Annotated in this window: 11 protein-coding genes and 1 pseudogene; 4 read left to right on the forward strand and 8 right to left on the reverse strand. The window is 50.7% G+C overall.

Going from position 1 to position 15,258, the window contains the following annotated elements; translation table 11 throughout:
• Positions 1–29: 29 nt before the first annotated feature.
• The gene (barA, locus tag AAYN39_RS11935; RefSeq protein WP_000186405.1) at positions 30–2,786 is read right to left on the reverse strand and encodes a two-component sensor histidine kinase BarA; all 2,757 of its coding nucleotides are present in this window, start codon (positions 2,784–2,786) and stop codon (positions 30–32) included.
• Between the two features lie 57 nt (positions 2,787–2,843).
• Here barA and rlmD point away from each other — a divergent pair, with 57 nt between their 5' ends.
• From rlmD to AAYN39_RS11955, 4 genes and pseudogenes are all read left to right on the forward strand, one after another.
• Complete coding sequence (gene rlmD, locus AAYN39_RS11940; protein ID WP_000046844.1) at positions 2,844–4,139, forward strand: 23S rRNA (uracil(1939)-C(5))-methyltransferase RlmD; 1,296 nt, start codon at positions 2,844–2,846, stop codon at positions 4,137–4,139.
• A 51-nt stretch (positions 4,140–4,190) separates the two neighbouring features.
• The gene (relA, locus tag AAYN39_RS11945; RefSeq protein ID WP_000226841.1) at positions 4,191–6,425 is read left to right on the forward strand and encodes a GTP diphosphokinase; all 2,235 of its coding nucleotides are present in this window, start codon (positions 4,191–4,193) and stop codon (positions 6,423–6,425) included.
• 84 nt (positions 6,426–6,509) lie between these two features.
• Entirely contained in the window at positions 6,510–6,866 is a 357-nt protein-coding gene (locus AAYN39_RS11950; protein WP_010989226.1) for a type II toxin-antitoxin system ParD family antitoxin, read from the forward strand.
• Positions 6,832–7,128, forward strand: a pseudogene (locus AAYN39_RS11955) (type II toxin-antitoxin system RelE/ParE family toxin). The gene AAYN39_RS11950 and the pseudogene AAYN39_RS11955 overlap by 35 nt, the downstream one beginning before the upstream one ends.
• 446 nt (positions 7,129–7,574) lie before the next feature.
• Here the strand turns inward: AAYN39_RS11955 and AAYN39_RS11960 are convergent.
• The 7 genes from AAYN39_RS11960 to AAYN39_RS11990 all read right to left on the reverse strand — a co-directional run bounded on the left by AAYN39_RS11960 (position 7,575) and on the right by AAYN39_RS11990 (position 15,203).
• Positions 7,575–8,405 (reverse strand): hypothetical protein, encoded by an 831-nt coding sequence (locus AAYN39_RS11960; RefSeq protein ID WP_010989225.1) that lies wholly within the window; start codon positions 8,403–8,405, stop codon positions 7,575–7,577.
• Positions 8,406–8,999: 594 nt separating this feature from the next.
• Positions 9,000–10,118, reverse strand: coding sequence for a hypothetical protein (locus AAYN39_RS11965; RefSeq protein ID WP_000403444.1), 1,119 nt, complete (start codon positions 10,116–10,118; stop codon positions 9,000–9,002).
• Between the two features lie 58 nt (positions 10,119–10,176).
• Positions 10,177–10,713 (reverse strand): fimbrial protein, encoded by a 537-nt coding sequence (locus AAYN39_RS11970; RefSeq protein ID WP_001079652.1) that lies wholly within the window; start codon positions 10,711–10,713, stop codon positions 10,177–10,179.
• Positions 10,710–11,180: a fimbrial protein gene (locus AAYN39_RS11975; RefSeq protein ID WP_000832400.1), complete on the reverse strand. Its 471-nt coding sequence runs from the start codon at positions 11,178–11,180 to the stop codon at positions 10,710–10,712. The genes AAYN39_RS11970 and AAYN39_RS11975 overlap by 4 nt, the downstream gene beginning before the upstream one ends.
• A 14-nt stretch (positions 11,181–11,194) precedes the next feature.
• Entirely contained in the window at positions 11,195–11,701 is a 507-nt protein-coding gene (locus AAYN39_RS11980; protein WP_000178263.1) for a fimbrial protein, read from the reverse strand.
• Between the two features lie 19 nt (positions 11,702–11,720).
• Positions 11,721–12,494: a fimbria/pilus periplasmic chaperone gene (locus AAYN39_RS11985; RefSeq protein ID WP_001044464.1), complete on the reverse strand. Its 774-nt coding sequence runs from the start codon at positions 12,492–12,494 to the stop codon at positions 11,721–11,723.
• Positions 12,495–12,506: 12 nt separating this feature from the next.
• Entirely contained in the window at positions 12,507–15,203 is a 2,697-nt protein-coding gene (locus AAYN39_RS11990; RefSeq protein WP_024131208.1) for a fimbrial biogenesis outer membrane usher protein, read from the reverse strand.
• Between the last annotated feature and the right edge of the window lie 55 nt (positions 15,204–15,258).

The raw sequence follows: 15,258 nt of genomic DNA on the forward strand, positions 1-15,258 counted from the left end.
AAGGCGGTCACGCCGCCATCCGGCGAATATCAGCCTAATATCTTCTTCGCTTCACGCGCGACATTATCCATCTCATCCAGCAGCTCCAGAAACTCAGGCTCCAGCTCCTCTTCGTGGACGCCGCTGCGAAGCTGTTGCTCAATAAGCTGGCAAAGGTTCTTCATCCGCGGTACGCCGCTATAGCCGCAGCTCCCGTGTAGCTTATGGACCAGATCGACCAGGCCGTTGGGATTCTCTCCCACCAGTTGTTCTTCAATTTTGTTGCGCACTTCCGGCAGAAAATCAATCAGCATTTGCAGCATATCCCGTGCCAGATCGGGCTTACCGGCAGCCTGGCGGAGCGCAAGCTGCCAGTCGAGCGTCGCATTCGGATTGAAGATAAACTCAGCCGGTTCCGGCGCCATCAGGCGCGCTGCTACGTTGGCGCCGGGTTTATAGCGCAGCAACAGATTATGCAACTTCTCTTCTTCTATCGGTTTAGCCAGATAGTCGTTCATGCCCGCGCTGAGCAACTTCTCTTTTTGCCCGGCCATCGCATGTGCCGTAACGGCAATAACCGGTGTTTGCTGCTGATGAGGAAGCTGGTGAATTAACTCGCAGGCGCGTATGCCGTCCATATCCGGCATCTGAATATCCATCAAAATCAGATCAAACTGCATTTGTTTCGCCCGATCCACCGCCTGATGTCCGCTATCACAAAGCTCTACGTGCTGGACTTTATCTTCCAGTAACGCGCCGATAAGCTTCAGATTAGCGGGATTATCATCAACCGCCATAACCGTCATGGTGATTTTACTGGTATCCATTAGCAGCGGTTCAGGATGGTGATTCAACTGGCAATATTCTGTCAGCGCTGGCAACAGGCGCGTTGACGTCAATGGTTTTAACAGACAGGCTGCCGCGCCTCCTTGTTTCAGCTTTTCGGCATTAATTTGCGCATGGCAAGGTAGCGCCAGCAGTAGAAAGTCCGTCATTGACGCTGCTTTCGCCAGACGTTCATGCTGCATGGTGAGCGGCTCGCGGAAGGTCACCGGAACGCTCAAAATCATAATATCGTAGTGCGCTAACGGCAGCGCGGAGAAGGTCGGGCTGTAAATCACTTCCACCGGCGTGTCGCTCAGTAGATCCAGGGTACATTGCGCGGCGGTAGCATTCGGTTCGATATAAGCCAGCCGTTTCCCGGCCAGACACGCGGTCGACGGCCCGTCAATAATGACATTTGGGTTAAGATCAAGATTAATATGAAACCAGAAGGTCGAGCCGCGATTAGGCTGGCTGTGGAAAGAGATATCCCCGCCCATTTCGTTGACCAGCTTTTGCGTAATCACCAGCCCAAGCCCGGTGCCGCCGTGACGGCGAGAAATACTGGCATCGGCCTGGCGAAACGCCTGAAACAGTCGCGACTGGTCGCGCTCCGGAATGCCGATCCCCGTATCGCGGATCTGCACTTCAATCTGTACTTTGGTGTTACTGAGCGCCCGCTTTTCTACCAGAATGTCGATATTGCCACTCTCGGTGAACTTAATGGCATTGCCCACCAGATTAGTAATGACCTGTTGCAGGCGCAGCGGGTCGCCAATCACATTTTCCGGGACGTCGTTTTTAATATTTAACGTCAACTCCAGCCCTTTATCATGCGACGAGTGGGCCAGCAGCGTAACCACTTCATCCAGCGTGTTGCGCAGTGGAAAAGGGATACTTTCCAGAATGAGCTTACCGGCTTCCAGCTTGGAGAAGTCGAGCACGTCATTAATGATTGCCAGCAGATTATTCGCGGAACGCTCAATGGTGTTCAGATGGTCGCGCTGGGTGGGGTTCAGCTCCGTTTTTAATGTCAGGCGGGTAAAACCAATGACGCCGTTCAGCGGTGTTCGCAGTTCGTGCGACATGTTCGCCAGGAACTCCGACTTAATACGCGCCGCTTCCTGGGCGCGCTTTTTCGCCAGATCCAGCTCAACGTTTTGGATTTCCATCTGCTCAAGGGTTTCACGCAGGTCCGAGGTGGCCTGATCGATATTATGCTGCATCTCTTCGTGATAGGCGGCAAGCGACATCGCCATGGAATTAATGCCGTTTTTCAGCATGTCCAGCTCGCCCAGCATAAATCCTTCCACACGGCTATCCAGTTGTCCGCGGCGAATGCGGTCAACGGTATTCACCATATTACGGATAGGCCCGGTGACATCGCGCATAAGCCGCCAGCCAAAGATCAGCGCAATGCCAATACAAAAAAGCATCATCACGCTGGAGATAAAAATCTCTTTGTATTGCTGTAGCCTGACCGACTTGAGATCCAGTTCAAGTGCCACATACCCCAGCATATTTTTGGTATTTTTCGCGTCGGCAATCGCTGACTCGTCCGGCGAATAGCTCTCCGAGATAATCGGGGTGCGCAGAATCATAATATCGCCGTGGCGATCAACGCTCAGACGACGTGGAAACGGCGCTCCGGCAGGAAGCTGCATCTGTGAGGGGTCCAGATGGAAATTAGACGTTACAAACAGGCGGTTATGATCGTCATAAACGGAAATCGCCCGCACAATATCAGAGTGTCTGCGGTGCAGGACGCTGATAAGTTGGCCGATAGACTCCCGGTTTTGTAAGTTCATACCATATTCGCTGGAGACGGCGAGCGGTTCAATAATACTGGCGCCGGCATCTTCCAGTTGACGCTGCAGGTCGTTATAGCGGTGCACTACAAAAAAGATACTGAGCAGCAAACCTATCAGGACGGTCGGGGCCAGGATCAGAATCATCATGCGTGCGCGCAGGCTGTAGTTGGTCATGGAGTTCCGTTATGGGACAATTAGGGTCACACTGTTAAATTGAGAAAAAGCTGGTCGATGGCGCAATTCTACTCTGCAAAACGGCGCGTGACGACGCGTCAGATCATAACCGTTAAAGTCAATGACCTCGATTCATTTGGTCAGGGCGTAGCCCGTCATAACGGAAAGGCGCTGTTTATCCCCGGTTTATTGCCTGAGGAAAGCGCAGAAGTCATTATTACAGAAGATAAAAAGCAATTTGCCCGCGCACGCGTTTCGCGCCGTTTGAATGATAGCCCGGAACGAGAAACGCCGCGCTGCCCGCATTTTGGCGTCTGCGGCGGTTGTCAGCAACAGCATGTCGGCATCGACCTGCAACAACGCAGCAAAAGCGCGGCGCTGGCGCGTTTAATGAAACATGAGGTGAATGACATCATCGCCGGCGCGTCCTGGGGTTATCGGCGTCGTGCGCGGTTAAGTCTGAATTGCCCGCCGGATAAACCGCTGCAAATGGGATTTCGCAAAGCGGGTTCCAGCGATATCGTCAATGTCGAACAGTGCCCCGTTTTGGCGCCCCAGCTTGAAGCATTGCTGCCCCGCATCAGGGCGTGTCTGGCGAGTTTACACGGCACCCGACATCTTGGGCATGTTGAGCTGGTACAGGCGGGAAGCGGTACGCTGATGATTCTGCGCCATACCGCGCCATTAAGTGCGGCGGATAAAGAAAAACTGGAACGCTTTTCGCATTCTGAGGGATTGTCTCTGTTCCTGGCGCCGTTTAGCGAGATACTGGAAACGGTATCTGGCGAAGCGCCCTGGTATGATTCGCACGGCTTACGTTTAACCTTCAGTCCGCGAGACTTTATTCAGGTTAATGAGGCGGTAAACCAGCAAATGGTCGCCCGCGCGCTGGAGTGGCTTGATGTGCGCGCCGAGGATCGTGTCCTGGATCTGTTCTGCGGAATGGGGAATTTTACGCTACCGCTGGCAACGCGCGCGGCAAGCGTGGTAGGGGTTGAGGGCGTTCAGGCGCTGGTAGAAAAAGGCCGTGAAAACGCCATCCGCAATGGTTTACATAATGTGACATTCTTCCACGAGAACCTGGAGGAAGATGTCACGAAGCAGCCGTGGGCGAAAAACGGCTTTGACAAAGTCTTACTCGATCCTGCGCGTGCGGGGGCTACAGGAGTGATGCGACATATTATAAAATTAAAACCTATTCGCATTGTTTATGTATCCTGTAACCCGGCGACGCTGGCGCGCGATAGTGAAGCGCTGGTCAATGCGGGATATGAGGTTACGCGTTTAGCGATGCTCGACATGTTCCCGCACACAGGACATCTGGAATCAATGGTTCTGTTCGAGCGCATGTAATGATTACCGGCTTACCGACTTCGGTAGGCCTGGTCCCTTAAGGAGAGGACGATGGTCGCGGTAAGAAGTGCACATATTAATAAAGCTGGTGAATTTGATCCGAAGAAGTGGATCGCAAGCCTGGGAATTTCCAGCCAGCAGTCGTGTGAGCGCTTAGCCGAAACCTGGGCGTATTGCCTGCAACAGACACAAGGACATCCGGATGCGGATCTGTTGCTGTGGCGTGGCGTGGAGATGGTAGAAATTCTTTCCACGCTGAGTATGGATATCGACACGCTGCGGGCGGCGCTACTGTTCCCTCTGGCCGACGCCAACGTAGTCAGCGAAGATGTACTGCGCGAAAGCGTTGGCAAATCTATCGTTACCCTGATTCATGGCGTGCGCGATATGGCGGCGATCCGCCAGTTAAACGCCACTCATAACGACTCTGTTTCTTCGGAGCAGGTTGATAACGTCCGTCGAATGTTATTGGCGATGGTGGATGATTTCCGCTGCGTGGTCATCAAACTGGCCGAGCGAATCGCTCATTTGCGCGAAGTGAAAGAGGCGCCGGAAGATGAGCGCGTGCTGGCGGCGAAAGAATGTACCAACATCTATGCGCCGCTCGCTAATCGTCTGGGCATCGGGCAACTGAAGTGGGAACTGGAAGACTACTGTTTCCGCTACCTGCATCCGGCGGAATACAAACGCATCGCCAAACTGCTGCATGAACGCCGCCTCGATCGCGAACATTACATCGAAGAGTTTGTTGGACATCTGCGCGCCGAAATGAAAAACGAAGGCGTGCAGGCGGAAGTCTACGGACGACCAAAACATATTTATAGCATCTGGCGCAAAATGCAGAAAAAGCATCTGGCGTTTGATGAACTCTTTGACGTGCGCGCCGTGCGTATCGTCGCTGAACGTCTGCAAGACTGCTACGCCGCGTTGGGGATAGTGCATACGCACTATCGCCACCTGCCGGATGAATTCGATGATTATGTCGCTAACCCGAAACCGAACGGTTACCAGTCTATCCACACCGTGGTCTTGGGGCCGGGCGGTAAAACCGTTGAGATCCAGATCCGTACCAAACAGATGCATGAAGACGCCGAACTGGGTGTGGCGGCGCACTGGAAGTATAAAGAAGGCGCCGCGTCCGGCGGCGTGCGTTCCGGCCATGAAGACAGAATTGCGTGGCTGCGTAAGCTGATCGCCTGGCAGGAAGAGATGGCCGATTCCGGCGAAATGCTGGATGAAGTGCGCAGCCAGGTGTTTGACGATCGGGTCTACGTTTTTACGCCAAAAGGCGACGTGGTTGACTTGCCTGCCGGATCTACGCCGCTCGATTTTGCTTACCACATCCACAGCGATGTCGGGCACCGCTGCATCGGCGCGAAAATTGGTGGGCGCATCGTACCGTTTACCTACCAGTTACAGATGGGCGATCAGGTTGAAATTATCACTCAGAAGCAGCCGAATCCCAGCCGCGACTGGCTGAATCCAAACCTGGGCTATGTGACGACCAGCCGCGGACGCTCGAAAATTCACGCCTGGTTCCGTAAACAGGACCGTGACAAAAATATCCTGGCTGGACGGCAGATCCTCGACGATGAGCTGGCGCATTTGGGGATTAGCCTGAAAGAGGCCGAAAAACATCTGCTGCCGCGCTACAACTTTAATGAGCTGGAAGAGTTGCTGGCGGCGATAGGCGGCGGCGATATCCGTCTTAATCAGATGGTGAATTTCCTGCAATCGCAGTTCAATAAGCCGAGTGCAGAGGAGCAGGATGCAGCGGCGCTGAAACAGCTTCAGCAAAAAACATACGCGCCGCAAAATCGTCGTAAAGACGACGGGCGCGTGGTGGTGGAAGGGGTTGGTAACCTGATGCACCACATTGCCCGCTGCTGCCAGCCGATTCCGGGGGATGAAATTGTCGGCTTCATTACTCAGGGGCGGGGGATTTCCGTGCACCGGGCCGACTGCGAACAGCTGGCGGAACTGCGCTCCCATGCGCCGGAGCGGATCGTAGAGGCGGTATGGGGCGAAAGCTACTCGGCGGGATATTCGCTGGTGGTGCGCGTCCAGGCCAACGATCGCAGCGGTTTATTGCGTGATATCACCACCATTCTGGCTAACGAAAAAGTCAACGTGCTGGGCGTCGCCAGCCGCAGCGACATTAAACAGCAGATCGCCACCATTGATATGACCATCGAGATCTACAACCTGCAGGTGCTGGGCCGCGTGCTCGGTAAGCTGAACCAGGTGCCGGATGTGATTGATGCACGGCGACTGCACGGGGGGTAAACCCCAGACAGTAATAATGTAGCGGCTTTGCTACTCGTTCAGCAAAGCCGCATTAGCCAACCCCATAAGCATGATATATGAGGTATGTTTTTGACGTACATTTCATTTCAGGTGTACTCTTATGTAAGATTTATACTTACAGTGGAGGCTGTTATGGCCAGAACAATGACCGTTGATCTTGGCGATGAATTGCGCGAGTTTATTGAATCGCTCATAGAATCAGGTGATTACAGAACGCAAAGTGAAGTGATCAGAGAGTCTCTTCGTCTGCTGAGGGAAAAACAGGCCGAGTCACGACTTCAGGCGTTACGTGAACTTCTGGCTGAAGGTCTGAACAGCGGAGAGCCGCAGGCCTGGGAAAAGGATGCCTTTTTACGGAAGGTCAAAACAGGGATGATCAAACCCGATGAGAACGGTAAAATTAACGCCAAAGGCCAGTGAAGATCTGGAAAATATCTGGCATTACGGCTGGCAGCATTTTGGTGAAATACAGGCCGATCGATATATTCATCATCTATCAGAAATATTCAGCATTATGAGTGCCAATAACATTGGCACGCCTCGACCTGAACTGGGTGAATACATTTATGCCTTACCGTTTGAAAGGCATATTATCTATTTTATATAATCAGTTACGGAAGTTATCGTGATACGTATTCTGAGCCAGAATCAGGATGCTGGTAAGCATGTAAATTGGTTATAGCCTTTTTAAGTTATACTCTATGTGATATCGGTTAAGGTTTTATGTGTTTGAAATACGTAACACCTATTCTGAATTTTATTCATTACTATAGTATTTATTCTATGAATAATTAGCTATGAGTCTGGATCTAAGCTTCTTCATTCTTTATCTGTTCTCATCATTAACTCTTTTCGCCCTGCGATTCTGGATCTGTTTTTTCATCTATCCCGTGAGGGGCTGACCTCCTTTCTGGTATGCCGAAGCGTTCCCTGTACAACCAAAAAGAAAGATTTCCCCTTCGCCGTAGATTACTATTTAAATCACTGTGCCTACCCCTCTGCCTGCCATATCATTCAATTCGGCATTGATCTTAACGTATCCAGATCCAAATGTATTGTTGGTGAAGCACATAAATAGAATAAATGAAATTATGATTCTTTTGCTTATGGTCATCATTTTTCCTGTGTTTATTCGTAGGGTATCAAAACGGTAATTGCACAAGTTGTATCGATGTTGACTCTCTCCCAGGTACCCTTTATCGTACCTACTTTTCCGTTCAGGCAATGTGTTGTGCCTGAAGCATTACAAGTGTTGCTAAAGTTAAGTTGCGCATTCAGATCGTGACATACAAGAGAAACTGATGTCTTATTAAGACTGTAGTTACACAAGGATGTATCATCGCATGGCGTATTGCCATGGTAGAGATATACAGAGGCTAGCTCGACATTATTTTTTGCGCCAGTCATGGCGACTTCGGTACTGTGCGCTATCGCATTTTCAGAAAATGAAGCATCTAATATTTCTGGAAGCAAATAACGATGTAGGGTGGACGCTGGAGAGCCATTAAGTACAAGTGATCCGTTCCATATACCGACATCACCTTCGGTATCTTCTGTCACTGTTACAGTCCATTTTAATTTTAAATTCTCAATGCCCGATGTTTCCGGTTCATAATTCGTGTAGCTGCTTACCGATTCATCAATAATAATATGGCCGGAAAGGGATGAGTACTGGTTAGTATCATTATTTCCTCCTCCGGGTATTACCGAAACTGTAAGATTTTGCTGGTTAATGGTTATTCCGTTCTGTTTGGTAAGTAAGGTGAGGGGAAGTGAAAATGATTTATCCCATACACAAATTGCGCTGTTAGTTGCCTGATTAGCCGTACAGCTGGCATGTGCCGTCGCTTTTACCGCTTCACCAGTAAAACTATAAGTGATACCGTTATCGACAGCGGTTGTATTGATGAAAGAAGTTGATGGATCAAACTCAAGAGTGGATTCAAGTCCATCAGGCAATGTACCTGGAATACAACCCCCCCTCCACCTGACTTAGTGCACGATGAAAGGATATGAATGTTTGTTGGTAATGGGGTATGGATGGTATCGAATGTAGGATCGCCAGCCAGTGCGCTAATACTATCAAACTGTGAAATAATTTGAGAATTATATTTTATATCCGTTCTTACTTCAGCGCATTGTAGCGCAATACACCAAAAAGTGGATGTTATTAGTAGCGATGTTTTTAAAAAATTTGTACACATTTGTTTTCCTTGGTCAATAATTTTGCTAAATTTTAAGTGAGGCAGGTTTTTTAGGAGCAGTAAAGTGAACTAACCAATAATCCTGTATACAGCATTGGGATAGTGGTAAGCCGTCTGTATAACTCTTTATCCTGACTTTTCTGTACTGTTTTTTCAGCATTCTTCGCTTAACTCGCGAAAGAAATGGTAGCCGTTCATGGCTCGCCTCTTTTGTTCGACTATTATTTTGGTTAAATGATCTGATCGCGCAACTGGAGCAGAGCCCCTCACTGAAGGCCGAAAAATTTTTCGGATAAGTAATCTACTGTTTTGCGAGATTATTTAGGGTTCCGAGTATTTTTTCTAAGCATTATTCATAGGGAAGCAATACTGTAATAGCGCATATAGTGTCGACATTAACCCGGCCCCATGTCCCGAAGATCTCTGCAATTTTCCATGTTTCATCACTATCACATTGGTCATTACCTGTATTGCACATATTGGTTGTGATAGTAATATTATGATCACCACACGATGTTGAAACGTTCGCGTTAGCTAATATTTGACCACAAATACTATCTGCCGTTTGCGGCTGGCAATGCTGTAGTCCATAGTTTAGATAGATTTCTGCCAGTAGTTCATTATTACCAGAACCCGTAAATTCTTTGCTGGCAGATGTGATGGAAAATTCTGTTTTCGAAAAAGAGGCATCAAGTTGTTCAGGATATAAAGAAACTGTGGTCGCTACGTTCCCGTTCAGATTGAGGCGTCCCGGCAGGGCGCCCGTCGCCGGGCCTGTCTGTGTACCAAAGCTTGATTGGACGATATTGTATTTAGCATAAAAATTAACGTAGGCTAAGACGTCAGGAGTATATCCTTGATTATACACTGCGTAGTCAGAAGGCTGGTAGATTAAGTCGCCGCTGATATTGATTTGCTGTAGAGAAGGTGATGCATTATTCGTAGGCTCGATATGGAGAGTCAGAGATTGTCTTTCAATTGAGGAGATGTTTGTAGAAGGTGAAAAAAACAAGTTAATGTCGAAGTTACTTTCCCAAATACAATCCATCGTATTACTATTTTTCGCTGTACAGCGAGCACGCCTTTTTTCCTGAAATGCAGAAGAACTCAAATTGCCCATATTTGTCAAATTCATGAACGTATGACTGTCCGCAGATATTACAACTTCGATATCTACCCATTGACCGGCAACGCAATCAGCCTGGCTTGCACTGAATTTTCCTCCTGAACATACCATATAAAGCGTCTTTGGCATTATCCCTCCGTTAGAGCGGAGATCGCCATTTAATTCATAATCTGTGTTGGGAGTTCCTTGAAGTGCAATATTGATAGCGCTTGCTTTTACCGGGGAAGAGTCAGATACAGCATCAAACGTGCTGATTAAAAGTATGGTTAAAATGAGCATGTCAATGATGATTCCTGACAAGCGTATATTTTTTCTAACCAAGATGCTTTTTTTTATTTCCATTGCGTTGTAACTCCTTTTTATTCTGGCCAGAGCATCAATGCCTTTTTGTTAAATAACATTATTGGTATTCAAAATTAACCATTGCGCTGGCGTTAAATTCCCCAGGCATAATATTTTCCCCTGATGTTTTTTGTAGCCATGCCTGGAGATTGATAATGGTATTTCCCTCTGCCAACATAAATTCCGTACCTTGAGAAGCGTTGATAATTAACGGGTGCTGATCTGCGGTCTCAATCCCTATAGCAAAACCGTTAGCAATAGAAGACGATTCGAGCGCCAGCAGTCCGGGCAGGGTACTGTCTTCAACACCCTGAAAGGTCACCACCACGCCGTTGGCTAGCGCTGTTTTGCAATCCTGGAGGCTAAGTGTGAATGGAACAGGAGTCGTTTGCCCGCTGGCGTCGAAATTGTCACTGCCAATAGTATGAAAATCCACCGTCGCCATCGTGTCATTATCCACTACCAGGTTACAGGCTCCGGCAACCAGCTTACCGCTGTAGTGCACATTAGGCGTGGCAGCAGGTAGCGTATTGCAAACCGCCCATAACATTACGCCTCCGATCAAATGCCCGGTAGTTTGAAAAATACGGTTCATTGGTAATCCACCTGTAACGTGGCAAAAGCTTCAAAATCGCCTTCGGCAGGCTCTTTACCGGGCTGTTTTACCGGCACGGCTTTTAGTGTGGGAAGCGATGACTCATTGATGGTTAGCGACGTGCCGGGAGGAAACACCGTGCCGTTCTGCTGAAGTTCAATGCCCAGCCCAGGGACATTGGTGGTTAAGGCTTTTGCGGAGTAAGGCGTCGCCGTGCCCAGATAGCTCAACGTAAAAGTTAATGCGTCATCGCGAAAGCTGCTGTCGCAGGTAAGGGTCCACGGGATCTCGGTCAGGTAATTGACGCCGTCAATATTATCAATAATCACGCTACCAAAACTGACCTCCAGCGTTTCACCATTATTGATAGTACAGGCGGGCGGGTTTATCAGTTTGCCGTGAAAGGTCAAATTGTCGGCGCAGGCAAACCGGGTGATTAAAAGCGTCAGGATAAGCACCCTTTTCACTATGAATCTCTCCATCACTGGTAATCCACGACTAACGTCGCACTGGCGTTAAAATCGCCACCCGCTAACTGCGTGGTGGGCTCTTTAACCGGTACGGCTTCCAGCTCCGGCCCATTGCTGCCGCTCAGGGTGAAGTTCAGCCAATCCGTTATGCCAACCGGAACCAGTTGCTTATTGCCCGCCTGCTGAATACGGATGCCTAACCCCTGCACCGAAGTTTGCAGAACCTGCTCCCCGCTGATGGTGGTGGTGGTCCCCTGAATTTGTAGCTTCAGATAGTCACTCGCTCTGCCATCGCAGTTCAGGCTGTAGCCCACAGGTTTCGTTTGAGAAACATCGCCAACTTTGGTGGTCAGGACATCGCCAAACTCTACGGAAGCGCCGCCTACCGTACAGGGCGGTGGTTGAGTGACGACCAGATGCAGCTCCAGTTGCACGGTTTTTGTGCCGGCAGCCTCGGTGCCGGTAACGAATCCACCGCACAGCAGCACCAGTATTTTCCAGCGAGTCAACATCGTCATAGATCTCTTTCGCACAGGATTACTTATTCGCTTTCTTCTCAGCGTCACGGGTTTTTTCCTCATTGACCTTGCAGGTATTCCCTGAGCAGGTAAAAACCAGCAGGCGATGGCCGCCGTAATCATCGACGTAGCCCACCACCGGTGAGCTGCCGAGCGAGGCACCTTTGATGGGAGAGGTCACTTTTTCACGCGGGGCAATCAGCAGGTTTTTAAAGCCGGAGGCGGTCTCGTTCTCTTTGCTACCGGCATTGCTGATGACGAGGTAAAACGGTGTGGGGTTGTCGAAGATCACACCATCGCCCTGGTAGGTCAGCGTGAGCTTCGTCTGCCACGGGTGCGTCTTATCCACCTGCCGGGCTACGGCTACCGGGCGGTAGAAAAACTTAATACGCGTTTGCAGCGCCAGCTGGAGCGTATTAGGCTTATCGCTTTTCGGCGGAATTTCTCGCACGTTGAAATAAAACAGACTTTCCCGGTCCTGCGGTAGGCCAGCCGCGGCTGGTAACGGCTGGACTTTAACCTGCCCGTCGGATTTTGGCTCAATACGCTGCAGCGGCGGCAGGGCGGTAAAATAGCGGGTATCTTTGGCGAACTTATCGTCTTCCAGCCACGCCTGAGCGAGATAGGGCAGAGTGGCGTTGCCGTTTTTCAGCGTGACGGTGATTGAATTTTCATTGCCGTTAAAAATAACGCGGGTACGATCCGGCACAATCGCGCTGTGTGACACCAGCGGCGCAGCCAGTAATACCGTGGCAATAAGCGCCTGGCGATTAAAATGGTTGGTCTTGTTCATTACAGGTTCCCTTTATTCCATATCCTTGCGATTCACCGCATGGTTGTCAGCCAGCGGTATGGGCGGGGTTTGAGTGGTTGTCGCCACCGGCGCGGCCGGTTGGCCATCGGTTTGCGTATGTTCCTGGATTAGCGGTTGCGCAGGCAGCGGAGAACTTTTCTGCGGTGCGGTGGGGGGCTGACCTTCCAGCATTTTGCACGGCAGCAATAGCGCGTTGGCCAATAGCTCTGGTGTAAACGTGGGCGGGAGTGATGCTTCACACTGCGCCGTGCCATCCCAGAAGACTTTCAATGTTTCCCCGGCTTTTACGCCCGCCAGCCAGGCGTTGCCGTCATCGGCCACCAGGCCCAACTGCTGCTGGCGCTCGTTTTTCACTTCGGCGCCGAAAGGTGGGAAGTCGCCGTCTGCTAGCCGGAAAACCGCCATCATTTTCTCGCCGCTGACCACGTCAAAGTGACGGTAGCCGATGGCGCCTTCGGTGAGCGTGATCTGCACAACCGACTTAGTAGCTTCCGCCTTCTCCGGCAATTTGTTCAGATCGATACGCGCCAGGCTGCGCGAATAGCTTCCGACATCCGCAATCACGGCCTTGCCGAAAATGTTGGTTGAGGTTGGCGAGCCGTTACCGCTAACGGGGACGTCCGCAATGCCGTCGGTATCAACCAGCAAACGTGTGCTGCCCGCTAAACTTCCCCGGTGTAGCGCGCCGCCCTGGGTGGTCAGCGTCATGCCGCCGCGCAGCGACATACTCAGCGAACGGTACGATCCTTCTTCATAATCCGCGCTCAGATCGATGTCCGTCAGCGCGCCCTGATGGCTGTAATAACCGTCTGCCTGCGCGCTTTGTTCATCCTGCCCGACGTGAAGCTGCCAGTTATCGCCGTTCTGGCTGTGGCCGGAATAGCCGAGCTGATTACGGTGTTGACTACCGTTAAACGTACCGTTGTAGCTGATGGAATCATTGCCCCAGGGAACAGACAGCGAGATATAGACGCCATCATCTTTATCACCGTTATATTCGCTGCGATAGCCGTTCAGCGACGCACTGAGATTTTTTATCGACCCTAAGTCGAAGTACCAGGAAAGAGACAGGTTATAGTTACTCTGATCCGGGCTGTCCCAGAAGGTACTGCGTGAGTAGCTGAAATAGGCGCTCATGCCCTGTTCACGGAAGTTCTGGTTATAGGTGACCGTATAGCGTTCTTTTTCGTGACCGGCATTGAGATGATGATAGGTTTTCGCATCCAGATAGTCGCTCATGCTCATAAAGTTCTTTTCTGAGAAGCGGTATCCGGCAAAGGTTAGTCGGCTGTCGATTTCATCAAAGTCACGGGAGTAGCTGATGCGATATGAGTTACCCTGCAGCGTTTCGCCGTCAAACCCGTCGTCTTGCGGCATGTGGGCGATGGAGTGCGTAATGTCCACCGCCACCGCGCCCACCACGCCAAGATCCTTACCGCTTCCCAGCGCCACGGCCTGATAGTTGCTTTCTCCAATTGCGCCGCCATAGAGCGACCAGCCGTTGGTGACCCCCCACGAAGCCTCCGCCGAGGCGAATGTGCCGGTAATAGGGTGATGATCCCAGTCCTGCGGGCGGCCCAGCGCCATCTTGTAGCGCACCATGCCGGGGCGCGTCAGGAAGGGAACCGATGCGGTGTTAACGTCAAACTCCTGGGTCTGACCGTTCTGCTCTTCCACGGTGACGTGCAACGTACCGGAAACGGACTGGTTGAGATCCTGAATACGGAACGGTCCTGCGGGCACCTGCGTTTCATACAGTACGCGCCCCTGCCAGGAGACTTTGACTTTTGCATTAGAGCGCGCAATGCCCACGATCTCCGGCGCATAGCCGCGCAGTTTCGGCGGCAGCATCTGATCGTCAGAAACGACGCTGGCACCGATATAGTTAAAGCTGTCGAAAACATCGGACTGGAGATAGCTTTCGCCCAGCGTAAGTTTGGCCCCGAGCGTCGGTAGTGCGCGATAGGCGTAGTAGCGGCTCCAGCTCTGATCGTGGAGGGTGGAAGTGCTCTCGTCATCGTCACGATGGTCGTAGCTGGCCTGCCAGTCGGCCCGTAGTCGCCATGCGCCCAGGTTCGCGCCTAACGTCCCGTTGCCGCTGATGCTTTGCTCTTCGCTGCCGCTTTCTTGATCGTGGCGGAGCTGATTATTAATGTTGTAATCCAGAATGATGCCGGGAATACCATTATCCCAGCGGGCGGGTGGGTCCCAGTCGACATCGCTGTATTCCATATACGCCTGGGGTAAATTCACCAGCAGCGTGGAGTGTCCCAGGTCAGCCTGAAAATCCATGCCTTTCAGTGAATCTGGCGCCAGACATTGTCGTTCACCGTGCGTTATCCAGACGAGTTTTTCCGCGAGTTCCGGCTTTATACCCAATTGCGTAACTAATTCTGGTTCTGCGCAAACCTCACTTCCTTGTGGATCATGTTCTGGAATAACCCAGTTAACAGGAAATTCCTGCGGCAGAGTCTGTCCGTTAATTTTAATTTGTAAAAGGTAGACGCCTGGCAGGATAAAACCCTTACGAGAAAACTGTGCAATGTTGACGTTATCGCGATTTTTTACATCGAGGAAATCGGTATTAAATTCGATGTCTTTGCCTGACGCGCTATAAGGGGAGGCGCTTAGAAGCATTCCCACTCCACACGCTATTGGGCAAAGAACACTTTTCCATGTGTTATTCATCAAATATATTCCGCAATAAAACTCAACAGGAATACCCTACCTAAAGCGGCAGGGT

The organism is Salmonella sp. K21076 (assembly GCF_039650795.1).
Taxonomy (GTDB): domain Bacteria; phylum Pseudomonadota; class Gammaproteobacteria; order Enterobacterales; family Enterobacteriaceae; genus Salmonella; species Salmonella enterica.

Bases quoted from the DNA above. Each gene is read 5' to 3' on its own strand.
- AAYN39_RS11990 (WP_024131208.1), bottom strand. From the start codon at position 15,203: ATGAATAACACATGGAAAAGTGTTCTTTGCCCAATAGCGTGTGGAGTG.
- AAYN39_RS11950 (WP_010989226.1), top strand. From the start codon at position 6,510: ATGTTTTTGACGTACATTTCATTTCAGGTGTACTCTTATGTAAGATTT.
- AAYN39_RS11980 (WP_000178263.1), bottom strand. From the start codon at position 11,701: ATGACGATGTTGACTCGCTGGAAAATACTGGTGCTGCTGTGCGGTGGA.
- AAYN39_RS11985 (WP_001044464.1), bottom strand. From the start codon at position 12,494: ATGAACAAGACCAACCATTTTAATCGCCAGGCGCTTATTGCCACGGTA.
- AAYN39_RS11970 (WP_001079652.1), bottom strand. From the start codon at position 10,713: ATGAACCGTATTTTTCAAACTACCGGGCATTTGATCGGAGGCGTAATG.
- rlmD (WP_000046844.1), top strand. From the start codon at position 2,844: ATGGCGCAATTCTACTCTGCAAAACGGCGCGTGACGACGCGTCAGATC.
- barA (WP_000186405.1), bottom strand. From the start codon at position 2,786: ATGACCAACTACAGCCTGCGCGCACGCATGATGATTCTGATCCTGGCC.
- relA (WP_000226841.1), top strand. From the start codon at position 4,191: ATGGTCGCGGTAAGAAGTGCACATATTAATAAAGCTGGTGAATTTGAT.
- AAYN39_RS11965 (WP_000403444.1), bottom strand. From the start codon at position 10,118: ATGGAAATAAAAAAAAGCATCTTGGTTAGAAAAAATATACGCTTGTCA.